Here is a 21601-nt window from a genome sequence, read left to right as displayed (position 1 = left end):
GTCCTCACAGGTGAAAAGTTGTGCTAGCGGTGACTAGTTCTGAGCCCAGTCGCGCAGGCAGCGCTGGATGTCGGCGACCAGGCTGGTGCGCCACCAGGCGATGTCGTGGCCGCCGTCGATGACCTCGAGCTCGCTGTCCCAGCCGTGCCCGGCCAGGGCGAGCTGCAGCAGGTGCGTGCGGCCCACCAGCACGGGCTCGCGGGCGCCAACCTTGAGCTTGAGGCGCGCCGGGCTGGGCTCGGCCAGGCACAGCCGGTGGGTGATCCAGTCCAGGGTGGGGCTTGCCGCACCGCGCGGCCCCGCCCACATCGACGGCGAATAAGCCAGGACATAATCGGCCGCCTGGGGGCGCACCGCCAGGCTGTTCAAGCTGGCCAGGGCGCCTAAAGACTGGCCGGCAATAAACCGCGGGGTGCCGGGCGGGCCGCTGTGCGCGGCCGCCTCGTCGAGGAAGGCGGCGAGGAAGGCGTCGTTGCCGGCCAAGTCCTGCTTGCGCTGGGTGGCATCGTAGTGGCAGAGGCTAGCGATGCGCACCGGCAGCCCCAGCGACTCCAGCACGGCGGGCAGCCGGAGCCGCTCCACCCAGGTCTGGGCGTCAAACAGCCAGAGGCTGGCCACCGGCTGCTGGGCCGGCTCGTAGATCCAACCCGGGCGCCCAGCCAGCGTGACCTCGCGCAAGTTACCGGGCAGCGGAGCGGTGTGAGCGCCGTCCCACGCGGACTGGTCGGGCGCCAGGGGCCCGGCCAGCAAGGACAGGCCGCAGACGCCCTCGCGCACCAGGGGTGGGTGCGGGTTGCCCGGGTCCAGACGGCGGCCGAAGTGGTTGTGGCGGGGCGGCTGTGGGCGGGCCTCGGCGGCGTCGGCGTATTCGCAAAAGCCGTAGGACGCGCACACCGTGGGGGCTAGCTCCAGGGTGCGGATCCACCAGCGCGTGCCGCTCACGCGGCGCATGAGGCCAACCTCGAAGTCGCTCTTGTCCGTGATGCGGTTGATGTTGAGGTGCACGGCCTGCGGGTTCGACTCGGCGTGGTAGAGGAAGGTCACCCGGTTGGTGGCCGGATCCCAGAGCGGGGACTGGCCGGACCATTCGGCGAGGGAGTCCGCGGTGGCGGTTTCTTCGGCGATAAACGGCGACTGCTTCGGCATAGTTTTCTCACATTCCTACCGGTCGGCGGTAACTACGGGCACAGAGGGGAGGCGGGTAGGGATCGCCACCCCAAAGCGATCTAAGCTTAGCCTAACCAATAGCGGTGGCGGCGGTCGGATCGCCGCGCACCACGTTTCAAACACTAAAGGAGAGCACATGCACCAGCCCGCACACCACGTCGACGTCCTTATCGTCGGGGCCGGGCCCACCGGCCTGGCGCTGGCCAACCTGCTGGGCCAACGCGGCATCGACACGCTGATTGCCGACGAACGGGAGGCCACCATCGGCTACCCCCGGGCGGTCGGGATCGATGACGACTCCCTGCGGCTTATGCAACAGCTCGGCCTAGAGGAAGAAATTCGCCCGCACTATATCCCGGGCCACTACATGCGGGTGGTCAACGGCGACGGGAAGGTGCTCGCCACCTTCAACGCGCCCGGCCGGCCAAACGGCTACAGCCGCAAGAACGCCTTCCACCAAGGCGAGGTGGACCACGCCCTGGCCCGCGGGCTGGGCCGCTTCGACAGCGTGGACTTCCGGCTGTCCACGCGCGTGGACGGGGTCGAGGACGCGGGCGACTACGTGCGCGCCCGCGTGGGCGACCAAGAAGTCACCGCCACCTGGTTGGTTGACTGCGAGGGCGGCAGCTCGGCCATCCGCAAGCAGCTGGGGATAGGCTTTGCCGGCCAGACGGATGCCACGCGGTGGCTGGTGGCCGACTTGGCCGATGATCCGGTGGGCACCCCGGGCGGGTTTCTGGGCGCGGATCCGCAGCGCCCGTACGTGTCCATCGGGCTGCCGGACGGGCTGCGCCGCACGGAGTTTCTGCTCCGCCCCGACGAGGAGCTGACCGAGGACTTCGTCCGCCAGCTGGTGCGCGGCCTGACCGGCAGCGACGGGGTGGCCAACCTCATCCGTTACCGCGAGTTCAAGCACCACTCCCGCGTGGCCGAGAAGCTGCGGGTCGGCCGCATCATCCTAGCCGGCGATGCCGCCCACCTCATGCCGGTCTGGCTCGGCCAGGGCATGAACTCCGGCCTGCGGGACGCGGCCAACCTGGCCTGGAAGCTGGCCGGCGTGGTAGACGGAACGTACACCGAGCGGATCCTGGACACCTACGAGCAGGAGCGCCGCGCCCACGTCCAGGCGATGGTGGATCAGTCCACCCTGGTCGGGCGGTTCGTCGGGATGACCGACGCACGCGCCGCCCGCGTGCGCGACCTGCTAGCGCGCGGGGCCCAGCGTGTGCCGGCCCTGCGCCGGGCCGTGACCGAGATGCGCTTTAAACCCCTGCCCCGCCTAAGCCAAGGGCTGGTCACCGGCGACTCCCCGGCCGGCACCATGTTCCCGCAGCCGCGGGTCACCGTGGCCGGGCAGGAGCTACTGCTGGATGCCGCCGTCGCCCCGGAGTGGACGATTGTTGCCTACAACGCGCTGCCGGAGGTACCCGCCGCGCTACACGGGGTGGTTTCTGCCCGCCGGGTCGTCCCGACCGCCGCGGCCACCGGCGCGGACTTGGGCGACGACGGCGCGCTGCACGCCTGGTTCGCCGAGCACCGGGTGGGCGCGGTGCTGCTGCGCCCGGACCGCTACATCGCCGCCGCCGGCACCGTCGCGGAGGTGACCCGCGTTGCCGGGCAGCTTGGCCGGCGCTACTTCCGCTGGTCCGACTTGGAGACCTTGCCCACGCCGGTCAGCGGGAATTCGTCGACCAAGTAGATATAGTCCGGCACCGCGAAGGAGGCCAGGCCCGCCGAGCGGGCGAACTTGCGCACCGCTTTCTCGGTCAGGGCGGCGCCTTCCGCGGTATCGCGCGGGATGACGTAGGCGCAGGTCTTTTCGCCCCAGGTCTCGTCCGGCACGCCGATGACGGAGACATCGTGGACGCCCGGGTGCGTGAGCAGGGCGTTTTCCACCGCCTCCGGGGCGATCTTCTCGCCGCCCCGGTTGATCTGATCCTTGCTGCGGCCCACGACCGTCAGGTAGCCGCGGGCGTCTTGGGTTACCAGATCCCCGGTGCGGTAAAAGCCGTCCGCGGTGAACGAGCGCGCGTTGGCCGCGGGGTTTCGGTGGTAGCGCCGGATGGTGTACGGCCCGCGCGTGGTCAGCTCCCCAACCTCCCCCTGGGCGACGGGGGCGCCGGCCCCGTCAATAATGCGTATCTCGTCATAGGGCGACATGGGGTGGCCTTGCGTGTTGACGATTGTCTCTACCGGGTCATCGAGTTCCGTGTAGTTCACCAGGCCCTCGGCCATACCGAAGACCTGCTGCAGGCGGCACCCCAGCTCGGGTGCTACGCGCTCGGCCACCGCGGCGGACAGCTTCGCCCCGCCCACCCACACGGTGGCCAGGCTCGACAGGTCGTAGTCTTTCCGGGCTGGGTGGTTGAGCAGGCTCAACAGGAGCGGCGGGACCATCGACAAGTGCGTAATCCGCCGCTTCCCAATGACCCGCAGCAGCGTCGCCGGGCTCGGATCCGCCACGAAAACCACGCTCGCGCCGATCATCAGCGCGCCCAAGATGCCCGGCGAACTCATCGTGAAGTTGTGGGCGGCGGGCATGGACACCGCGACCCGGGAATCTGCGTCTAAATCGCAGTGCACCAGGCTCTGGCGCACCGAGTACAGGTAGTCATCGTGTGTTTTGGGGATGAGCTTAGGTACCCCGGTGGTCCCGCCGGACAGTTGCAAAAACGCCAGCTCGCCCGGATCTACCTCCGGCTCGGGGACCGGCTCACGGTCATCCCAGGGCGCGGGGGAGTCCGCGTCGACCTGGAGCTGGACCAGGTCCGGGGCTTGCTCGGCGAGATCGGCGCGCACCTGGGCCAGGTGCCGCGGGGCATGGACCGGACTGACGTGGAAATAGGCCGGCGCAGTCTGGTGGAAATGCACGATGTCGCGGGTGCCATGCGCGGGCAGGGAAAACACCGGGACGGCGCCCAGCCGCCAGATGCCGAAGACGACCTCGAGGTAGGCCACGCAGTTGGTCATCTGGACAATGACCCCGTCGCCGCGGCGCACCCCGGAGGCCGCCAGCCATGCCGCCGCCTTTTCAATGCCGTCTGCCAGCTCGCGGTAGGTCAGCTCGAGGTGGTCATCGGCGGCGGCCAACCGGTCGCCGTGCTGCGCGACGCTGCGCCGGAACATGGCCAGGTGGGTGTCGCCGGTCCATACGCCCTGTTTGCGGTAGTAGCGGGCAGTGTCGTAGTCGACCCCGGTGGCTAGCACCCCGGGATCGTCAGCCGCGGCGAGCGCGGTCATTCTGGGGGACAAGAGAGCTCCTCTCCATCGAAGGTGTAACCTTAGCCTAACCTTAGACTAGCGGCTGTGGGGCGGGCTCGTAGGGCCGCCGCCCAGCCGCTCGACCGTCACTACGAGAGGGAGAAACCTATGGCTAACGATGCACAGCAGTCCCCGGCCGCGGAGATCATCGCCCAGCTGGAGTCCTACCTCCAGCAGGAGCTCGGTACGCAGGATCTGGACCGCGAGGAGGACCTACTGGATCAGGGGCTGGATTCCATGATGCTCATCGAAATCCAGTCCCGGCTCTACGCGCAGGGCGCCGAGGTGGAATTCGGCGAGCTGGCCGAAGAGCCGACTGTCAGTGCGTGGGCAAAACTTATTGAACGTGCTGTGAATTAAGCTCCTACGAAAGGTGGATTACCCCGGATGGGGTCATACGGGGTTCGGCCGCGGGAATGCCGACCTGCGCAAATGCGTGACGACAGCGTCGTTGCTGGGCATAGCCTTTCTGCAACTTTCAAGGTATTGCTAAAGTAAGGCTCGCCTTAATGGAATAAGGCTAGCCTTAACTCTCTTTGTCAACCCTCTACCTTGCTGAATAAGGACTCATAACATGCAGAAGAATCTTTCCCGCCGCGCTGGCAAGCGGGCCATCGCCTCCCTCATCGCCGGCGCGATGATTTCCACCGGCACCGTAGCCGTGGTCACGCCCGCCGCCGTCGCCCAGACCACGACCGGCGTGCCCACCGCATCCGTGACCGGGGATAAGCCCCGGGGCACCGTGGAAGGCATCGGAGCCGGCACCCTGCACGCCGGTTCCGTCGAGCCGGGCGGGCTGCTGACCTTCTCCGGCGAAGGCTTCGCGGACCGCTCCGGCGTGGAAGACGCCTTCTTCGGGGTCAAGCTTAACGATGGTTCCATCCCCCTGCCGGCCGAACAGGACGGCGCCTCCGTCGGCGACGTCGATGGCTCCGGCACCTTCAACCTGACCGGCGGCCTGCCGGGTGCGGACGGCAAGTTTGAGGCCAAGGTCCGCGTCCCGAAGGATCTGAAGCCGGGCGCCTACTTCCTGCGCGTCCTGGGCGGCCAGGACGGCGGCGAAGGGGTTTCTAAGTGGACCTGGTTCACCGTCACCGACCCGGACGCGGGCACCACCGACGACGGCAATGACAGCGACAAGGACCCGGCCACCCCGGCCGATACTCAGCTGGCGGCCACCGTGGCCTCGGGCACCGGCGTGGACATCAAGGCCTCCGGCTTCGACGCCGGCGAGGAAATCAGCGCCACGCTGGATGGCAAGGACGTCCAGTTCGCCCAGGGGCGCCGCGGATCAGCCGCCACCCTAACCGCGGACGATAACGGCTCCCTGGCAGGTGCCCTGCGCCTGAGCGAGGGCGCCCTGCCCGCCGGCAAGTCCGGGCAGATCGTGCTGACCGGCAAGAACTCCGCGAAGCAGGCCAAGGCGGAGGTCTCCGGCGTCCCGGACGTGGCCGTCGCGACCGAGTTCGGCTCCACCCCGGCGATGGGATCGACCGCTGACATCACCATCTCCAACCTCACGGATGGCACCGAGCTGTCCGCCCTGGGCGCCGGCGATGTCAACTTCCTGGCCGCCGGCCAGACCGCCCCCGCCGCCGGCGGCAAGATCACCCTGGACAAGGTGGAGATCCCGAACGACGCCAAGCTGCTGGACAAGGCCCTCTACGTCGACCTGCAGGCCCCGGGCGCAGACCAGGCCACCCGCTTCGAGACCACCGTCAAGGTCACCCCGGACAACGCCGTCAAGAACGCCGAGGACTTCGACATCGCCGCCGCCGAGCTGCCCTCCGGCCTTTACCAGACGGCGTACTCGGCCAAGGAAAACTCCGTCTACGTCACCCGCTCCGTGGGCCGCCCGCCGCTGAAGGAAGCCTCCCTTTTCAAGGTCAACGCGGACACCCTCGAGGTGGAAAAGGAAATCACCCCGGAATCTGCCGGTGCGTCGGGCCTCTACGGCACCTACGGCGTGGACGTCGACGACGCCCGCGACCGCGTCTGGGTCACCAACACCCGGCAGAACACCGTCTCGGTCTACAAGGCCTCCGACCTATCGCTCATCCACCGCTTCGAAGACGGCTCCGCGAACCATGCCCGCGACGTGAAGGTGGATCCTTCCACCGGCCTGGCCTACGTGTCTACCCCGCGCGGCGGCACCTCCACCATCGAGGTCTTCGACCTGGACGGCAAGTCCCATTCCAGCATCGACCTGTCCGGCCAGGACTTCGGCGGCACGATGTCCCTGGACCTGGACAAGGAGACCGGCGAGCTGTTCACCGTCTCGCTGGATAAGCCCAAGGCCGCCAAGATTGATGTCCGCAACGGCAACCAGGTCACTGTGTACGACCTCGGCGCGGGAAACCTCGAGTCCGGCTCCGGCATCGCCTGGGACTCTGTCAATCGCAACCTGCACATCACCGGGCAGGGCACCGCGAATGACCTGGTCTACAACGTGGACAAGCAGGAGGTCGTCGCCAACATCCCGACCGGCGCCGGCGCCCTGAACGCCGACTACAACCCGGCCACCGGCCTGGTCTACGTCTCCAACTACGGCGCCGACACCGTTACTGTTATCGATGCCGCCTCCCTCAAGGTCGTCGCCAACCTTTCCCTGGGCGGCCGCGTCAACCACGTGCAGTCCGGCAAGGACGGCAACGTCTACGCCGTGACCAAGTCCGCCATCGACAAGGATGGCAAGACCTACAACAAGCTGGTCAAGGTCTCTAAGAAGAACTCGGCTCCCACCCAGGACCCGAAACCGGGCAGCAGCCACGGCAGCTCGCTGGACGGTAAGGCGCTCAGCCAGCTGACCCGGGTTATCACCGGCCTGGCCGGTGCCCTAGGCATCGCCGTGGCGGTCACCGGCGTGCTGCAGTTCGTGGTCAGCCACGGCATCATCCCGCGCAACCTCATCCCCGCCGGGCTGCGCAAGTACCTCTAAACGCCTGCTTTAAGGCCGTGGGGCTTGGCTAGCCTCCTTCGCGCAGAAGACTCGGCTAGCCGTTTGCCCACTGTCCTAAACCGGCAGTAATTCCTCGCCCTTTCCTATTTCGAAAACTCAAGAAGGCACCCATGCTCGCAACAAAGTTTGCTCTTTCACTGCGTTCCACCAAAGCCCTTGCCCTCGCCTCCGCCACCGCAGTAGCGCTTGCCGGCGGTACCGTCGTGGCTACTGACAACGCCTCGGCTTTCGCCGCAGAGGCCACCCCTACCCGCCGCTGTCGACAGTAACTCCTCAGCCAAGGCAGCGGCCCCGAAATACGCGCGCACCTATCGGTTCCCGGACGGCGCCGTCTTGCAGTTCCCGAAGGTATGGCAGAAGGGCCAACCGCTGCGCATCCACGGCGAGAACTTCTTCGGCGCGGACGGCAAGACCCCGTCCGTGGCGGCGTTCAACCTCGACAACGGCGGCGCCGTCCAGACCGACGGCAGCCTGGACGGCATCAAGCCGATTCAGCAGATCACCGTCAAGGGCTTGTGGTAGGTCGTGAGGGCCGACGAGAACGGCAACTTCGATGCCGAAATCGACTTCCCCACCCCAGAGCACACCGATGCCGACCAGTCCACCTGGGCAGTCGGCACCGAGCACAGCATCAATATCCTGACCGGCTCCCAGGTCAAAGTCCCCATCGTTGAGCCGACTGCCGGGCAGCCCACGACGCCGAGCACCCCGACGGAGCCGACCACGGAAGGCTCCTCCTCCGATGACGTGACGGTCAAGGTCGTGGTATCGCTGGCCTCCGCGCTGGTTGCTGCGAGCAGTGTGGCGCTGGCCTCCTGCGGCGACGACGGCAGCTTCAGTGCCGGCAGCGGCAAAACCCGCACGGTCATCGACGTAGAAGGCACCGCGGTAGAAGTCCCCGACAAGCCAAAACGCGTGGTCGCGCTCTCGGAACCGACCCTGGACGCCGTCGTCGCCATGGGCATTACCCCGGTCGGCACTATCGCCGGCCGCGGCCAAGAAACAGTGGCGCCGTACCTGCTGGACAAAGCCGGCGACGTGCCCCTTCTAGGCACGGTCTCCGAGCTGAATTTCGAGGCCATCGGCTCGGTACAGCCGGACCTCATCCTGGTCGACGGCACCTCGGTCAACAACAACAACCCGTCGGTGGTCGAGGCCCTGCGCAAGGGTGCAACGCTAGCGGTGAAGACACATACTCGCCGGCGGCGGGTTGCTAAGTCCTCGCCACGGCTGTCTTTTTCGTTTATCCTGGCGATTTCTTTGGGAATATGGTCGAAACCGCTGCCGCTTTTCGACGTCCTCGACGCCCTGGCCCACCCCGCCACCGGGTCGGCCGCGCCCATCGTGGTGGGGCAGCGCCTGCCGCGCCTCATCCTGGTCGCGCTGGTGGGGGCGGGCCTGGCCGTGGCCGGGGCTCTCATGCAGGCGCTGACGCGCAACCCGCTGGCTGACCCGGGGATCCTGGGGGTCAACGCGGGGGCATCGTTGGCCGTGGTGGCTGCGGTGGCGGTGGCCGGGGTGACCAGCATTTGGTTCTACCTGTGGTTCGCGCTGGCCGGCGCGGCGCTAGCGTCCGTGGCCGTGTATCTGCTGGGCGGGGTGGTGGCCGCCCGTGATAACGCCGCCCGCCTGGTACTGGCCGGTGTGGCGCTATCCATGGCGGTCAACGCCTTCGTGCAGGTAGTGCTCATGACCGACCAGCAGGTCTTCAACGAGTTTCGGTTCTGGTCCGCCGGGTCGCTAGAATCCCGCGGCTTCAGCGTCATCGCGGCGGTCGCGCCGTTCATCGTGGTCGGCCTGCTCGTGGCGGGCGCCTGCGCCCCGGGCCTGAATGCGCTCGCGCTTGGCGATGCCACCGGCGCCGCCCTCGGCGTCAACCTCCGGCGCCTGCGCGCCCTCGTGCTGCTGGCGATTACCCTGCTGGCCGGTGCCGCGACCGCGGCGGTCGGGCCCGTGATGTTCATCGGGCTGGGCGTGCCCTACCTCGCGCGCGCCCTGACGGGGCCGGATCTGCGCTGGACGGTGCCCGTCTGCGCGCTGGCCGGGCCGCTGATGCTGATAGCGGCCGACCTCTTCGCCCGGGTCATCGTCGCGCCGCAGGAGATCCAGACCGGGATCGTCACGGCCTTGTTTGGCGGGCCCATCTTCATTGCCATCATCCGCTCCCGCGGGGTGAAATCGCTATGAGCAGGCCACGCTATTGGCGCTTCTCGCGCGGGCCGGTGCAGCAACGCGTGCACGCGCGCAGCGTCGTCTTCGTCCTTTCCACCAGCGCGGTCGCGGCAATAATCGCGGTGGTGGCCCTGTCGCTGGGCGATTACCACCTCTCCTTCGCGGAGACGGCCCAGGCGTTGGTCGGGGCCGGCGGCGACCCGCTGGCCCAGTACTTCGTGCAGGACCTGCGGCTGCCGCGGGTGGCCGCGGCGCTGTTGGTCGGGGCGTGCCTGGGTATCTCCGGCGCTATCTTCCAAGCCCTGACGGGCAACCCGCTGGGCAGCCCGGACATCACGGGCTTTACTGTGGGCGCGGCGTTCGGGGCGGTGACCCAGATTCTGCTCTTTAACGGCGGCCCGCTGGCCATCGGCCTGGGTGCGCTGGTGGGCGGCGGAGTCACTGGCGCGGCGGTGCTCTACCTCTGCCGCTCCACCGGCCTGCAGGGCACCACCTTCGTCCTCGTCGGGCTGGGGGTTTCGTTTATCCTCCAGGCGCTGAATTCTTTGCTGCTGGTCAAGGCGGAGCTGCCCGCCGCGCAGACGGCGGCGCAGTGGCTCGCCGGCTCGCTGAACGCGACGTCGTGGCCGCAGGCCGGCTTCCTTGTGGTCGCGATGCTGGTAGCCGCCCCGCTGGTGGCCTTGCGGGCGCGCGAGCTTTCTGCCCTCATGGCCGGCGACGATATCTCTGCCGGACTGGGTATCGAGGTCGTTGTCTGCCGGCGGCAGCTGCTGGTTTTGGCGATAGGACTGTGCGCGGTCAGCGTCGCCGTCGCCGGGCCGGTCGGCTTCGTGGCCCTGGCGGCCCCGCAGCTGGCGCGGCGCCTGGCGCACAGCCCGGGCGCGGCGGTCGGCTCGGCGGCGGTGCTGGGCGCGGCGCTGGTTCTCGTTTCCGACGTCGTGGCCCAGCGCATCATCGCCCCGGCCCAGCTGCCCGTGGGCGTGGTCACCGGCGTGGTCGGCGGCCTGTACCTGTTGTGGATTCTGTTCCGGGAATGGAAAGGACACTAAACGGTGGATTTCTCCCCCTGCCGCCTGCGCGCGGACAAGATTACCGTCGCCTACGGCGACCGTCCCATCATCCGAGACGTCAGCGTCGATATCCCCGACGGGGAGTTCACCGTCATCGTCGGCCCGAACGCCTGCGGCAAGTCCACGCTGCTCAAGGCCCTGGCGCGCCTGCTCATCCCCCAAGCCGGGGCGGTCCGGCTGGACGGGCGACCGATCCGCGCTTACGCCTCCAAGGAGGTCGCCCGCCGGCTGAGCCTCCTGCCGCAGTCGCCGACGGCCCCGGACAGTATCGTGGTCGAGGACCTGGTCGCCCGCGGGCGCTACCCGCACCAAGGCCTGCTTAAACAGTGGACGCCGGCGGATGACGCGGCCGTTGATGCCGCGCTTGCCCAGGCCAACGTCAGCCACCTGCGCCACCGTCAGGTCGCGGACCTCTCCGGCGGGCAGCGCCAGCGGGTCTGGCTGGCGCTGGTCTTAGCCCAGCAGGCCCCCATTGTGCTGCTGGACGAGCCGACCACGTATCTGGATATCACCCACCAGGTGGAGGTGCTCAACCTGGCGCGGGATCTCTACCAGTCCGGCTCGACGGTGGTGGCGGTGCTGCACGAGCTGACCCTGGCGTTTCGCTACGCCAGCCACCTCATCGTGATGAAGGACGGTGCCGTGGTGGCCAGCGGGCCGGTAGGCGAAGTCGTGACGGAAGCGTTGCTGCGCGAGGTCTACGGCATCGACTGCGATATCCTGGCCGACCCGAAAAGCGGGCGGCCGATTGTCATCCCGCGGGGCTAGCGCAGCGAGTCGAAGAGCTGCTGGGCCTGCGCGTCGTCCCACAGGACCACGTTGCCGACCTCGGTGTCCATGAAGCCGCCGATGGGGATGGTCTGGGTCTCCACGCCGGTGCCCATGGCCAGCGCCACGCGGGCCAGGTGCCAGACGTGCTCGTCCTCGCCCACGATGAACGACGAGGCCGTGTGGTTGGCCAGCGAGACCGCCCTGAACGGATTGATCAGCGTGGCCGGCGAGGTGATCTTGTCCAGCAGCGCGGCGAAGAACTCGCGCTGGCGGGCCACACGATCCAGGTCGCCCATGGCCGTGGCGCGGGTGCGCACGTAGCCCAGGGCGGTCGGGCCGTCGAGCTTCTGGCAGCCGGGCTGGACGTCCAGGTTGGCCAGCGGGTCGTTGATGGGCTCGGCCACGCAGATGTCCACGCCGCCGACGGAGTCGACCACGTTGGCCAGCCCGCCCATGCCGATTTCGGCGTAGTGGTCGATGTGCAGGCCCGTGGCGCCCTCGACGGTTTCGGTCAGCAGCTGCGGGCCGCCGTAGGTGAAGGCGGCGTTGACCTTGTCCTGGCCGAAGCCCGGCACGGAGACGTAGGAGTCGCGCGGAATGGATAACAGCTGCGCCTTCCCGCTGGACGGGATGTGCAGCAGCATGATGGTGTCCGTGCGGCCCACGCCGACGTCGCCGCCGGTGCCCAGCTCCGCCTGCTGTTCCTCGGTGAGGCCTTGGCGCGAGTCGGAGCCGACCAGCAGCCAATTGGTGCCGGCGGTCTTGGCCACCTGCTGGGCCGGCATGGCTTCCACGCGGGTCAGGCGCGTGTCGGCCCAGAGCATCAGCACCAGGCTGGCGACCACCACGATGGCAAGCACCCAGCCGGCGCAGCCCAGGCAGCCTTTGACCGGGCTGGTGCGCTTGCGGCGCCGGTGCGGACGATGCCCCTCCGGCGGCGCCGGCACCCGGTAGCGGCGCGGGGCCTCCGGCTGCGGCGGGTAGTCCTGGCGGTGTTCCTGGCGGTACTGCTGCTGGTAGTGCGGCTGCGCGTAGGCCGGCAGCGGCGCCTGCCTCGGCGGCTGCTGCTGCGGCTGTGCCGGGGGAACCTGTCGCGGTGGCGTTTGCCGCGGCGGCGTTTGCCGCGGCGGGGTAGCGCGCTGCTGGTCACCAGAGCGCGAGCCCGCGGGCCGCTTGCGGATGGGCCGGCCGTAGCGGTCTTTCAGGATGCGACCGTCCGCCCCGCGCACGAAGTCATCGCCGGCGCGGCGGGATTCCCGGTCATGGTCGCGTCCTGAATAATTCATGCGCTATAGCCTACAAGGCGCCCGCGCACAGACCTAGCCCAACAAACCGAAAAGCGACGGATCCCCGAGCAGGGAGTAGCCGATAAACGCCACGGCATCGATGAGAAAATGCGCGATAACAAGGGGCGCGACCCGGCCGGTGCGGTGGTAGTAGTAGCCGAAGACCACGCCCATGACCAGGTTGCCGAACCCGGCGGAAATTCCCTGGTAGAGGTGGTAGGAGCCGCGCAGAATAGAAGTCGCGGCTAGCACGGCGGGCAGCTTCCAGCCCAGCTGTTTCAGCCGGGTCATCAACCAGGCCACCACGACGGTTTCCTCGCCGAAGGCGTTGGCCGCCGACCACAGCAGCAGCACCGGTGCCTCCACCAGCGGGTGGGAAAACTCCGCGGGAACGACCACCTTGGACAGCCCGAGGTGCACCGCCGCGACGTACAGGGCCAGCCCCGGCAGGCCAATCAGCGCGGCCAGCCCCACCCCGCGCAGGCTGTCCCCGCTCGCGCTCACCGATGCCCGTCGCACCGGCGCCGGCCCCACCCGCAGCAGGTAGAGCGCCAGGGCGCCGTAGGCAAAGAGCACGCCGGCCGAGCACAGCTGCAGGCCGACGTCCAGCCACGCGATGGCGGACTGGGCGGAATTCAGCGTCACCGACTGCTCGGAAAGGGGCGCCGGATCCAGCAGCGAATCCAGCAGGCGCAGCAGCGAGCGCACGCCGGAGACACCAAAAGACAGCGACAGGACGATGATGACCTCGGCCACCAGCGCGCGCCTGGCGGTGACCGCGGGCGTCAGGGCTGCCGGCCTCATGCGTGGAGGAGGTGGGCTAGGGCGAGGAGTTCGGCATCGGCGAGCGTGATGCCGCCCAGCTGCACGCCGACGGGCGGGTGGTCGGGCACCTCCCAGGGCAGGCTAATCGCCGGTAGGTGCGCGACGTTAAACAGCGAACCCCACGGTGACCAGCGGGTCTGCTCCGCGAAATTCTCCGCGTGCGGCAGGCGGTTAAACGCGCCGATGCGCGGCGGATCGAAGGCCAGCATGGGCGTGAGCAGGGCATCGACGGCCCAGTAGCCGGACAAAATCTGCGGCAGGTGGGCGGCGTGCTGGTGGGCGCGGTCGACCTCCGCGTCGCTGAAGCCGCGCCCCAGCTGGCGGACCCACTCGGCGTAGCCCTCCTGCGGGCCTAGGCCCGCCATCCGGGAGGAGAAGATGCGGGTGAAGGCGGCGAAGGTCTCTTCCGAATGCGGGTAGGGCGAGACCTCGATGACCTCAAATCCGGCCGCCTTGAGCACCGCGGCGGCCTCCGCGACCGCGCGCAGGATGTGGTCGGCCACCCGCACGCCGGCGAACAGCGGCTGGGTCAGCACGCCGATGCGCCACCGGCCGGGCGTTTTCAGCGGCAGATCGTGCAGCAGGGCGGTATCGGCGACCGAGCGGGTGATAAACCCGGGCACGCCCAGCTCCGTGCCGGACTGCTTGAAGCCGACGACCCCGCACGCGGCGGCCGGCACGCGGATAGACCCGCCGCCGTCGCTGGCCTGGGCCGCGCGCACCAGCCCGCGGGCGACCTGGATGGCCGCCCCGCCGGAGGACCCGCCCGGGATGCAGCCGGGGTAGCGGGGGTTGTCCGGGTGCGGCAGGTCCACCGGCTCCGTATCCACGCGCAGGCCCAGCTCGGGGGCGGCGGACTTGCCCACGATGTCAGCGCCGGCTGCTTCCAGCTCCGCGATGAACGGATCGGTCTCGGTGGCCAGGTAGGTGCGCTTCGCCGAGCCCAGCGTTGTGGGCATCCCGGCTACGTCGTTGAGATCCTTCGCGCTGAGCACCCAGCCGCTCAACCGGCCGGGCCGCGGCGGGCCGGGGTGGGCCAGCCGCTCGTGGTCGATAAAGCTGAAGCCGTGCTCGCGGGGGCCGAGCCCGGCCAAATCCGCAGCCAATTGCGCGTGGGAGAATTCCATAGGTCTACAGCCTAACCGGCTAGGCTAGAGCGCATGACGATGAAGGTTGCATTCCTAGGCCCGGCAGGTACCTTTACCGAGGCCGCGCTGGACGAGCTTACGGCCGGCAGCGACGTCGAGCCCGTCGCCGTCGATTCCCCTCACGCCGCCTGCGCCCTCGTGCGCGCCGGCGGGGCCGAGCGGGCCTGCGTGGCCATCGAGAACTCCGTGGACGGCGCGGTGACCGCGACCTTCGACGCCGTCGTCGAGGGCTCCCCGCTGCAAATCTACCGCGAGGTCGACATCCCGGTGGTATTTTCCATCGTGACCCGCCCCGGGGTGGAGCTGGCCGCGTGCCGCACGTTCAGCACCCACCCGGTGGCCTACCAGCAGGTGCGCGGCTGGCTGCGCGAGCACCTGCCGGGCGCGGGCTTTCAGTCCGCGAGCTCGAACGCGGCGGCGGCGCAGGCCGTGGCCGCAGGCGACGTCGATTGCGCGGCCGTGCCCGCCCGGGCCGCCGAGCTTTTCGGCCTGCACACCCACGCCGCCGGGGTCGCGGACGTGGCCGGGGCCGCTACCCGCTTCGTGCTGGTCGGACCGCCGGGGCGGCCGGCCCCGCGCACCGGGCACGACCGGACCAGCGTCATTTTCACCCTGCCCAACCAGCCCGGCACCCTGGTCGGCGCCCTGCAGGAGTTCGCGCACCGCGGGGTGGACATGACGCGTATCGAGTCGCGGCCGACCCGCCGGAAGATGGGCACCTACCGCTTCTACGTGGACCTGTATGGCCACATCGACGACCGCCCCGTCGCCGAGGCCCTGCGCGCGCTGTGGCTGCGCTGCGAGGAGATCGTATTCCTCGGCTCCTGGCCCGCCGGGCAGGCCGATGCCCCCGCGCCCACGATGCCGGATCTCGCCGCCGCCGATGCCTGGGTCCGCGCCCTGCAAACCGGCGAATAAGATCCTAAGGTAGGCAGGTATGAGCGGTCGAATCATCCTGCTTCGGCACGGCCAGACCTTATCTAATATCAACCGGCGCCTCGACACCCGCCCGCCGGGCGCTGAGCTGTCCGAACGCGGCCGCTACCAGGCCCAGGATGTCGGCCGGGAGCTGGCGGGCATCGTCGGCGCGGAGCGCCTGGGCCCGGTGTTTTGCTCCGTGGCGCTGCGCGCCCAGCAGACCGCGCAGCTGGCTATGCGCGCCTTCGAGGTGGAGGCCGGCCTGCCCGAGTTCTCCGTCGCCGTGGACGTGGTGCCCGGCCTGCACGAGATTTTCGTCGGCGACTTTGAAATGGACAACAGCGAGGACGCCCACCGCAGCTTCCAGGTCGCCCTGCGCGGCTGGATCGACGGCGATCCCGCGGCTTGCCTGCCCAGCGGCGAGACCTACCCCGACGTCGACGGCCGCTACCGCCCGGTCCTCGAAGCCCTGGCCGCCCAGCTTGCCGATGCCGAATCCGCAGGCGCCGACAAAGACGCCATCGTCGTCTCCCACGGCGCGGCCATCCGTGTGATGACTCGGCACGCCGCGGGCATCGATGCCGATTTCGCCTTCACCGGCTACCTGCCGAACTGTCGCTACACCGTCCTCGAGCCGCGCGGCGAGGACTTCGGCCACTGGACCGCCACCCAGTGGGCGGACACCGACCTAACCTAGCCCCAGCCGAGGCGGTGGAGGTCGTCTTCCTCAATGCCGAAATAGTGGCCCAGCTCGTGGAAAACGGTGACTTCCACCTCGTGGGCTAGCTCTTCCTCGCTGTGGCAGTAGTCTTGGAGCGCGCCGCGGTAGATGAAGATGGCGTCCGGCAGGAAGCCGGTGTGGTCGTGGGTGCGCTCGGTCAGGGCCACACCCTCGTAGAGGCCTAGGGTATAAGGGTCGTCCTCGTGGTAGTCGCGCACGAGGAAGACCAGGTTGCGCATGCGACGCGCGAATTCCTCGGGGATTTTATCTAGCGCGTCGTCGACTAGTTCGTCGAAGCGCTCCTCGCTGACGGCGTACATCTTTTACTGCTTTTACTGTGCCGGCGCGGGGGCGGCGGCGTCCTCGCGGCGCGGGTTGCGCTTGGGCTGTTCCTTGGGTGGTTGGCCATCGATGAGCATGGCGTCGCGGCCGTCGCGGGCGGAGCCGGTGATCTCCGAGAAGCCGGCCTGGTCATTGGGGTGCATCAGCGCGCAGTTGACCGAGGAGGTCCCGCCGTTCCAGGAGGTCTCCGAAATGGAGCCCCAGTACGGCTGCAGCGTGGACTGGTAGAGCGCCTCCTCGCTACCCAGGTACTCGATGGCGGCATCGGTGCAGGTCTTTTCGAGGAAGCTGTTCTGGTGCTCGTCGGCGGGGTAGGAGTCCGGGAACTCGGCCGACAGGTCCACGATTTGGGTGGTCTCCAGCTGGTGCGGAGCCGTGCAGTCGACGGTGTGCAGCACCTGGTTGTCGTCGATGTAGCGGCACTCGCCGGCCTTGGCGATGTTGGCCTGATCCACCTCGGCGACCTTGCCCTTGGTCTCCAGCGGGGTGCCTCGTTCGTCGGTGGTCTGCAGGCCGCAGAGCATGGTGCGGTCGCCGTTATCCCACGCGGCCTTCGGCGGCAGGATGGGGGCGATGGAAAAACGGCCGGACGGGTCGTACTGGCCGTCCAGGTATTGCAGCACGGTGCCGTGGCAGAGCTCCTCGCGCAGCTTGGCCTGGCGCTCGATGTCGGGGCGCGGGGCCGACTCGCCGAACTCGCTGGTGGGGTAGATGCTCAGGTCCTCGCGGGAGGCGACCTCGAAGCGGTGCTCGTCGCCGCAGTCAGTCTGCTCGAAGTTGGTGACCTCGCCGGAGCCGCTGAAGTCCCACGTCACGCAGGAGCCCTTGTCGGCGGTGGTAAAAGTTGGGGCAGGTCCTTCGGTTTCGGAACCGGCCTTGCCACCGGCCTCACCGTTGCCGGCCTGGGTAGCAGAGTCCCGGGAATTGCTCACGACCTCGTAGGAGCCCACGAAAACCGCCGCGATGAGCGCAGCACACAGCGCAATCTGGATGGCGGCGGCGGAACGCCAAGTCTTCACAGTGCTCATAAGGATTGCCAGTTTACCTTCCCGTTAAGGTTCGAGCGCACGGACCACGCGGGTGGTCAGCCGATAGCGGTCGGTGCGGTAGACCGAGGAACACCACTCGACGGGCTTATCCCGCGAGCGCGAGTGCCGGATGATGTGCAGCAGCGGGGTGCCGGGATCGACTTCGAGGAGGTCGGCGACCTCGGCATCGGCAGCAATAGCGGTGACGGTCTGGTCGGCCTCGGTGATGGGGACGTCGAAGTCGGTGTCGAGGATGTTGTAGACGGAGTTATAGACGTCGTTTTCCAGCAGGTTGGGCACGTAGGCCGCGTTGTACCAACCGTCGTCGATGGAATAGGGCTCGCTGTCGCCCAGGCGCAGGCGGCGCAGGTGGGTGTGCGGCACGTTTGGTTCGGTGCCGAAGAACTTGGCGACCTCCTCGGGGGCGGCGGTGCGCCCCGACAAGAGGATCTTCGACGAGGCCTTCACGTCCTGGGCGCCCATCTCGTCCGAAAACGACGCCAGGTGTAGTCGGGAGACCAGCGGGTTGGGGGCGACGAAAGTGCCCTTGCCGCGGACGCGGCGCAGCCGGCCGGCGGCTACCAGGTCGCCGATGGCCCGCCGCACCGTAATGCGGGAGACCCCGTAGGTCTCCTCGAGCAGGCGCTCGCCGGGGAGCAAATCCCCCGGTTTCAGCGTGGTCCGGCAGACCTCGTCCAGGATGTCGCGCAGCTGCGCGTGCTTGGGGATGGGCCCGTCCACGATGTCCCGCGGCGGCAGGTGCGGATGGCTGGTCATAATCCCCATGCTAGAGCTCTGGTTATGACCACCGCAAGCAAATGGGATTGTAGTGCCCAGTTGACCGTACAAACCATAGGGCCGTGGGGTAGGATCAAATTCGTGATTGATCTAAAATTCCTCCGCGAAAACCCAGACGTCGTCCGTGCCTCTCAGGTCACCCGAGGTGAGGATCCCGCGCTTGTCGATGCCCTTCTGGCCGCCGACGAGCGCCGCCGCACCGCCATCTCCCAGGCCGATGACCTGCGCTCCGAGCAGAAGGCCTTCGGCAAGAAGATTGGCCAGGCTTCCCCGGAGGAGCGCTCCGCGCTGCTGGAAGGCTCCAACGAGCTCAAGGCTAAAGTCAAGGCCGCAGAAGACGAGCAGAAGGCGGCTGAGGAGAAGGTCAACGAGCTGCAGTACCAACTGTCCAACGTCGTCGAGGGCGCTCCCGCCGGCGGCGAGGACGACTTCGTGGTGCTCGAGCACGTCGGCGAGGTCCCGACCTTCGATTTCGAGCCCAAGGATCACCTGGACCTGGGCGAGTCCCTCGGGCTCATCGACACCACCCGCGGCACCAAGGTCGGCGGCGCCCGCTTCTACTACCTCACCGGCGACGGCGCCTTCCTGCAGCTGGGCATGATGATGCTGGCGGCCCAGAAGGCTCGCGAGCACGGCTTCCAGCTGATGATCCCGCCGGTTCTGGTCCGCCCCGAAATCATGGCCGGCACCGGCTTTTTGGGCGCGCACTCGGACGAGATCTACTACCTCGAACGCGACGATCTCTACCTGGTCGGCACCTCCGAGGTGGCCCTGGCCGGCTACCACAAGGACGAGATCATCGACCTTTCCGACGGCCCCATCCGCTACGCCGGCTGGTCCTCCTGCTTCCGCCGCGAGGCCGGCTCCTACGGCAAGGACACCCGCGGCATCCTGCGAGTGCACCAGTTCGACAAGCTGGAGATGTTCGTCTACTGCAAGCCGGAAGAGGCTGAGCAGCAGCACCAGAAGCTGTTGAACATGGAGCGCGAGATGCTCGCGGCCGTCGAGGTGCCCTACCGCATCATCGACGTCGCCGGCGGCGACCTGGGCTCCTCGGCCGCCCGCAAGTTCGACACCGAGGCCTGGATCCCCACCCAGGACACCTTCCGCGAGCTGACCTCAACCTCGAACTGCACCACCTTCCAGGGCCGTCGTCTGCAGACCCGTTACCGCGACGACAGTGGTAAGGCCCGCATCGCCGCGACGTTGAACGGCACGCTGGCTACCACCCGCTGGCTCGTGGCCATCCTGGAAAACCACCAGCAGGCCGACGGCTCCGTCGTCGTGCCCGAGGCCCTGCGTCCGTTTGTGGGCAAGGACGTTCTCGAGCCCAAGAAGTAAAGTCCCGGAAAGACGCCACCCGATGACCAAGTATGAGCTGCGCTCCGGGCTGTTCCGGATCCCGGAAGGCACCGAGCACACGCGGCTGCACACCGAAGCCGCCGAGGCGATCTATCAGGGCATCGTCAGCCTGGCCCGCCGCGTCTTGCACTGGCAGGGCGTGGTCACCACCGTGGAGGGGGTGGAAAACATCCCGGCCTACGGCGGCGCCCTGCTGGCGATGAACCACACCGGCTACTACGACTTTCTCTTCGGTTCCATGCCGGCCCACCTGCGCGGCCGCCGCCTGGTGCGGTTTATGGCGAAGAAGGAAATCTTTGACGTACCCGTCGTGGGGCGTTTCATGTGCGGGATGAAGCACGTTCCCGTCGACCGCGCCCGCGGTGCCGGCGCCGTCGATGCTGCCGTCGAGCACCTCAACGCCGGACACCTGGTCGGCATCTTCCCGGAGGCAACCATCTCGCGCTCGTTCGAGCTCAAGGAGTTCAAAAACGGCGCGGCCCGCATCGCCGCGGCCGCCGAGGTCCCGCTGATCCCGATGATCTGCTGGGGCTCCCAGCGCATCTGGACCAAGGGCGGGAAAAAGAACCTGGGCCGCAACCACCTGCCGGTGCACGTAAAGGTTGGCGCGCCCATCGAGCTCACCGGCGACGTCGCCGCCGACATGGAGCGGCTCAAATCCGCCATGCAGGCCCTGCTGGACCAGGTGCGCGCGGACTACGACCGCGACCACGGCCCCTTCGAGGACGGCCTGGCGTGGCGTCCGGCCGCTAACGGCGGGGTGGCGCCCACCCTGGCCGAAGCCGACCGCATGGACGCCGCGGATAAGGCCGAAAAGGCCCGCAAGCGCAAGAAGAAGGCCGAGCGCAAAACCGCCAAGGAGTTGCGCAAGGCCGACGACAAGCTGGCCAAGAAAGCCAACCGGCAGCTGCGTCGGCTGTCCCGCCTGGGCCGCAAGGAACAGGTCTAGTAGTGGTCTCCGCCCCGCGTTTTATCGCCAGCGACATTGACGGCACCTTCATCGATCCCGCGCACCGGGTGGCTGCCCGCACCCGCGACGTCGTGGTCCGAGCCATCGAGTCCGGCGCCCACTTCGCCTTGGCCACCGGCCGGCCCTACCGCTGGATAGCGCCGGTCCTCGAGCAGCTGCCCGTCCGGCCGTTGTGCGTGACCTCCAACGGTGCGGTGGTTTATGACTCCCTGGCCGACCGCGTCGTGCGCGCCGAGCAGTTGTCGCCGGCGGTGATGGCGGGCATCGTCGAGCGCGCCGAGGAGGTGTTGGGGTCTATCGCCGTGGCCGCCGAGCGCGCCGGGACCTCGGCGGCCGACCCGACCGAGGACATGTACGTCGTCGACGCCCCGTTTGCCGCCCGCACCGACTACCCCGGCTTCGGTGTGGCCGACCGCGCCGAGGTCGTCGCCGAGCCCGCGGTCAAGCTCATCGTCCGCAACCTGAATATGACCTCGTCGCAGATGTACGCCCGCCTGGCCCCGCTCGTTGATGCCACCGACGCCCACGTCACCTATTCCATGCCCGATGGGCTCCTCGAGATCGCTGCCCCCGGCGTGACCAAGGAACGCGGCGTGTCCTACCTGGCCGAACACTACGGAGTGGCGGCCAGCGAGGTCATCGCTTTCGGGGACATGCCCAACGACATCGAGATGCTGCGCTGGGCCGGCTGCGGGGTGGCTATGGGTAACGCGCACGACGACGTCAAGGAAGCCGCCGACATCGTTACCAAAACCAACGGTCAGGCGGGTGTTGCCCAGGTTCTGGAAAGGTGGTTCTAGCCC

The 21601-nt window shown here is 68.3% G+C and carries 20 protein-coding genes; 12 read left to right on the top strand and 8 right to left on the bottom strand.

Annotation, left to right across the window (positions count from 1 at the left end; translation table 11 throughout):
- Window positions 1-33: 33 nt before the first annotated feature.
- Window positions 34-1146 carry an enterochelin esterase domain-containing protein gene (locus QQS52_RS04020; protein ID WP_472772684.1) on the bottom strand — a complete coding sequence of 371 codons (1113 nt, stop codon included), beginning with the start codon at window positions 1144-1146 and terminating at the stop codon, window positions 34-36.
- Between the two features lie 157 nt (window positions 1147-1303).
- Between QQS52_RS04020 and QQS52_RS04015 the strand changes: the two genes are divergently transcribed.
- Complete coding sequence (locus QQS52_RS04015) at window positions 1304-2866, top strand: FAD-dependent monooxygenase (protein WP_472772683.1); 1563 nt, start codon at window positions 1304-1306, stop codon at window positions 2864-2866.
- Here QQS52_RS04015 and QQS52_RS04010 read toward each other — a convergent pair.
- Window positions 2800-4407 carry a (2,3-dihydroxybenzoyl)adenylate synthase gene (locus QQS52_RS04010; RefSeq protein ID WP_472772682.1) on the bottom strand — a complete coding sequence of 536 codons (1608 nt, stop codon included), beginning with the start codon at window positions 4405-4407 and terminating at the stop codon, window positions 2800-2802. The genes QQS52_RS04015 and QQS52_RS04010 overlap by 67 nt on opposite strands.
- A gap of 129 nt (window positions 4408-4536) precedes the next feature.
- Here QQS52_RS04010 and QQS52_RS04005 point away from each other — a divergent pair, with 129 nt between their 5' ends.
- From QQS52_RS04005 to QQS52_RS03980, 6 genes are all read left to right on the top strand, one after another.
- The gene (locus tag QQS52_RS04005) at window positions 4537-4788 is read left to right on the top strand and encodes a phosphopantetheine-binding protein (protein WP_472772681.1); all 252 of its coding nucleotides are present in this window, start codon (window positions 4537-4539) and stop codon (window positions 4786-4788) included.
- A gap of 214 nt (window positions 4789-5002) precedes the next feature.
- Window positions 5003-7366, top strand: a complete 2364-nt coding sequence (locus QQS52_RS04000) for a YncE family protein (protein ID WP_472772680.1) — start codon at window positions 5003-5005, stop codon at window positions 7364-7366.
- A 354-nt stretch (window positions 7367-7720) separates the two neighbouring features.
- Window positions 7721-7909 carry a hypothetical protein gene (locus QQS52_RS03995; RefSeq protein ID WP_472772679.1) on the top strand — a complete coding sequence of 63 codons (189 nt, stop codon included), beginning with the start codon at window positions 7721-7723 and terminating at the stop codon, window positions 7907-7909.
- A 3-nt stretch (window positions 7910-7912) separates the two neighbouring features.
- Window positions 7913-9574 (top strand): iron chelate uptake ABC transporter family permease subunit, encoded by a 1662-nt coding sequence (locus QQS52_RS03990; RefSeq protein ID WP_472772678.1) that lies wholly within the window; start codon window positions 7913-7915, stop codon window positions 9572-9574.
- Window positions 9571-10608 carry a FecCD family ABC transporter permease gene (locus QQS52_RS03985; protein ID WP_472772677.1) on the top strand — a complete coding sequence of 346 codons (1038 nt, stop codon included), beginning with the start codon at window positions 9571-9573 and terminating at the stop codon, window positions 10606-10608. Before QQS52_RS03990 ends, QQS52_RS03985 begins: the two co-directional genes overlap by 4 nt.
- Before the next feature lie 3 nt (window positions 10609-10611).
- A complete protein-coding gene (locus tag QQS52_RS03980; RefSeq protein ID WP_472772676.1) occupies window positions 10612-11397 on the top strand; it encodes an ABC transporter ATP-binding protein in 786 nt (261 codons plus the stop codon).
- On the opposite strand, the gene QQS52_RS03975 is transcribed toward QQS52_RS03980, so the two are convergent.
- From QQS52_RS03975 to QQS52_RS03965, 3 genes are read right to left on the bottom strand one after another with little or no spacing between them, the layout of a single operon-like run.
- Window positions 11394-12686, bottom strand: coding sequence for an LCP family protein (locus QQS52_RS03975; protein WP_472772675.1), 1293 nt, complete (start codon window positions 12684-12686; stop codon window positions 11394-11396). The two genes, QQS52_RS03980 and QQS52_RS03975, sit on opposite strands and share 4 nt — an antisense overlap.
- Window positions 12687-12719: 33 nt before the next feature.
- Complete coding sequence (locus tag QQS52_RS03970) at window positions 12720-13490, bottom strand: CPBP family intramembrane glutamic endopeptidase (protein WP_472772674.1); 771 nt, start codon at window positions 13488-13490, stop codon at window positions 12720-12722.
- Window positions 13487-14638, bottom strand: coding sequence for an amidase (locus tag QQS52_RS03965; RefSeq protein WP_472772673.1), 1152 nt, complete (start codon window positions 14636-14638; stop codon window positions 13487-13489). Before QQS52_RS03965 ends, QQS52_RS03970 begins: the two co-directional genes overlap by 4 nt.
- Window positions 14639-14671: 33 nt before the next feature.
- Between QQS52_RS03965 and pheA the strand changes: the two genes are divergently transcribed.
- Window positions 14672-15577: a prephenate dehydratase gene (pheA, locus tag QQS52_RS03960; protein WP_472772672.1), complete on the top strand. Its 906-nt coding sequence runs from the start codon at window positions 14672-14674 to the stop codon at window positions 15575-15577.
- 19 nt (window positions 15578-15596) lie between these two features.
- Window positions 15597-16274 carry a histidine phosphatase family protein gene (locus tag QQS52_RS03955; protein WP_472772671.1) on the top strand — a complete coding sequence of 226 codons (678 nt, stop codon included), beginning with the start codon at window positions 15597-15599 and terminating at the stop codon, window positions 16272-16274.
- Here the strand turns inward: QQS52_RS03955 and QQS52_RS03950 are convergent.
- From QQS52_RS03950 to QQS52_RS03940, 3 genes are read right to left on the bottom strand one after another with little or no spacing between them, the layout of a single operon-like run.
- Window positions 16271-16618: a metallopeptidase family protein gene (locus QQS52_RS03950; protein WP_472772670.1), complete on the bottom strand. Its 348-nt coding sequence runs from the start codon at window positions 16616-16618 to the stop codon at window positions 16271-16273. The two genes, QQS52_RS03955 and QQS52_RS03950, sit on opposite strands and share 4 nt — an antisense overlap.
- A 12-nt stretch (window positions 16619-16630) precedes the next feature.
- A complete protein-coding gene (locus tag QQS52_RS03945) occupies window positions 16631-17668 on the bottom strand; it encodes a septum formation family protein (protein ID WP_472772669.1) in 1038 nt (345 codons plus the stop codon).
- Window positions 17669-17692: 24 nt separating this feature from the next.
- Window positions 17693-18445, bottom strand: a complete 753-nt coding sequence (locus QQS52_RS03940; protein WP_472772668.1) for a GntR family transcriptional regulator — start codon at window positions 18443-18445, stop codon at window positions 17693-17695.
- Between the two features lie 102 nt (window positions 18446-18547).
- Here QQS52_RS03940 and serS point away from each other — a divergent pair, with 102 nt between their 5' ends.
- The 3 genes from serS to QQS52_RS03925 are packed head-to-tail and all read left to right on the top strand — an operon-like array spanning window position 18548 to window position 21598.
- Window positions 18548-19807, top strand: a complete 1260-nt coding sequence (gene serS / locus QQS52_RS03935; protein ID WP_472772667.1) for a serine--tRNA ligase — start codon at window positions 18548-18550, stop codon at window positions 19805-19807.
- A gap of 22 nt (window positions 19808-19829) precedes the next feature.
- Window positions 19830-20777 carry a lysophospholipid acyltransferase family protein gene (locus QQS52_RS03930; RefSeq protein WP_472772666.1) on the top strand — a complete coding sequence of 316 codons (948 nt, stop codon included), beginning with the start codon at window positions 19830-19832 and terminating at the stop codon, window positions 20775-20777.
- A gap of 2 nt (window positions 20778-20779) precedes the next feature.
- Entirely contained in the window at window positions 20780-21598 is an 819-nt protein-coding gene (locus QQS52_RS03925) for a Cof-type HAD-IIB family hydrolase (RefSeq protein WP_472772665.1), read from the top strand.
- The last annotated feature ends 3 nt before the right edge of the window (window positions 21599-21601 follow it).

The organism is Corynebacterium sp. 1103A (assembly GCF_055700955.1).
This window is presented reverse-complemented; position numbering and strand designations above follow the sequence as displayed.

Coding starts and splice junctions, on each gene's coding strand:
- QQS52_RS04020 (WP_472772684.1), bottom strand. CDS start 1,146: ATGCCGAAGCAGTCGCCGTTTATCGCCGAAGAAACCGCCACCGCGGAC.
- QQS52_RS04015 (WP_472772683.1), top strand. CDS start 1,304: ATGCACCAGCCCGCACACCACGTCGACGTCCTTATCGTCGGGGCCGGG.
- QQS52_RS04010 (WP_472772682.1), bottom strand. CDS start 4,407: ATGACCGCGCTCGCCGCGGCTGACGATCCCGGGGTGCTAGCCACCGGG.
- QQS52_RS04005 (WP_472772681.1), top strand. CDS start 4,537: ATGGCTAACGATGCACAGCAGTCCCCGGCCGCGGAGATCATCGCCCAG.
- QQS52_RS04000 (WP_472772680.1), top strand. CDS start 5,003: ATGCAGAAGAATCTTTCCCGCCGCGCTGGCAAGCGGGCCATCGCCTCC.
- QQS52_RS03985 (WP_472772677.1), top strand. CDS start 9,571: ATGAGCAGGCCACGCTATTGGCGCTTCTCGCGCGGGCCGGTGCAGCAA.
- QQS52_RS03975 (WP_472772675.1), bottom strand. CDS start 12,686: ATGAATTATTCAGGACGCGACCATGACCGGGAATCCCGCCGCGCCGGC.
- QQS52_RS03970 (WP_472772674.1), bottom strand. CDS start 13,490: ATGAGGCCGGCAGCCCTGACGCCCGCGGTCACCGCCAGGCGCGCGCTG.
- QQS52_RS03965 (WP_472772673.1), bottom strand. CDS start 14,638: ATGGAATTCTCCCACGCGCAATTGGCTGCGGATTTGGCCGGGCTCGGC.
- pheA (WP_472772672.1), top strand. CDS start 14,672: ATGACGATGAAGGTTGCATTCCTAGGCCCGGCAGGTACCTTTACCGAG.
- QQS52_RS03955 (WP_472772671.1), top strand. CDS start 15,597: ATGAGCGGTCGAATCATCCTGCTTCGGCACGGCCAGACCTTATCTAAT.
- QQS52_RS03950 (WP_472772670.1), bottom strand. CDS start 16,618: ATGTACGCCGTCAGCGAGGAGCGCTTCGACGAACTAGTCGACGACGCG.
- QQS52_RS03945 (WP_472772669.1), bottom strand. CDS start 17,668: ATGAGCACTGTGAAGACTTGGCGTTCCGCCGCCGCCATCCAGATTGCG.
- QQS52_RS03940 (WP_472772668.1), bottom strand. CDS start 18,445: ATGACCAGCCATCCGCACCTGCCGCCGCGGGACATCGTGGACGGGCCC.
- QQS52_RS03930 (WP_472772666.1), top strand. CDS start 19,830: ATGACCAAGTATGAGCTGCGCTCCGGGCTGTTCCGGATCCCGGAAGGC.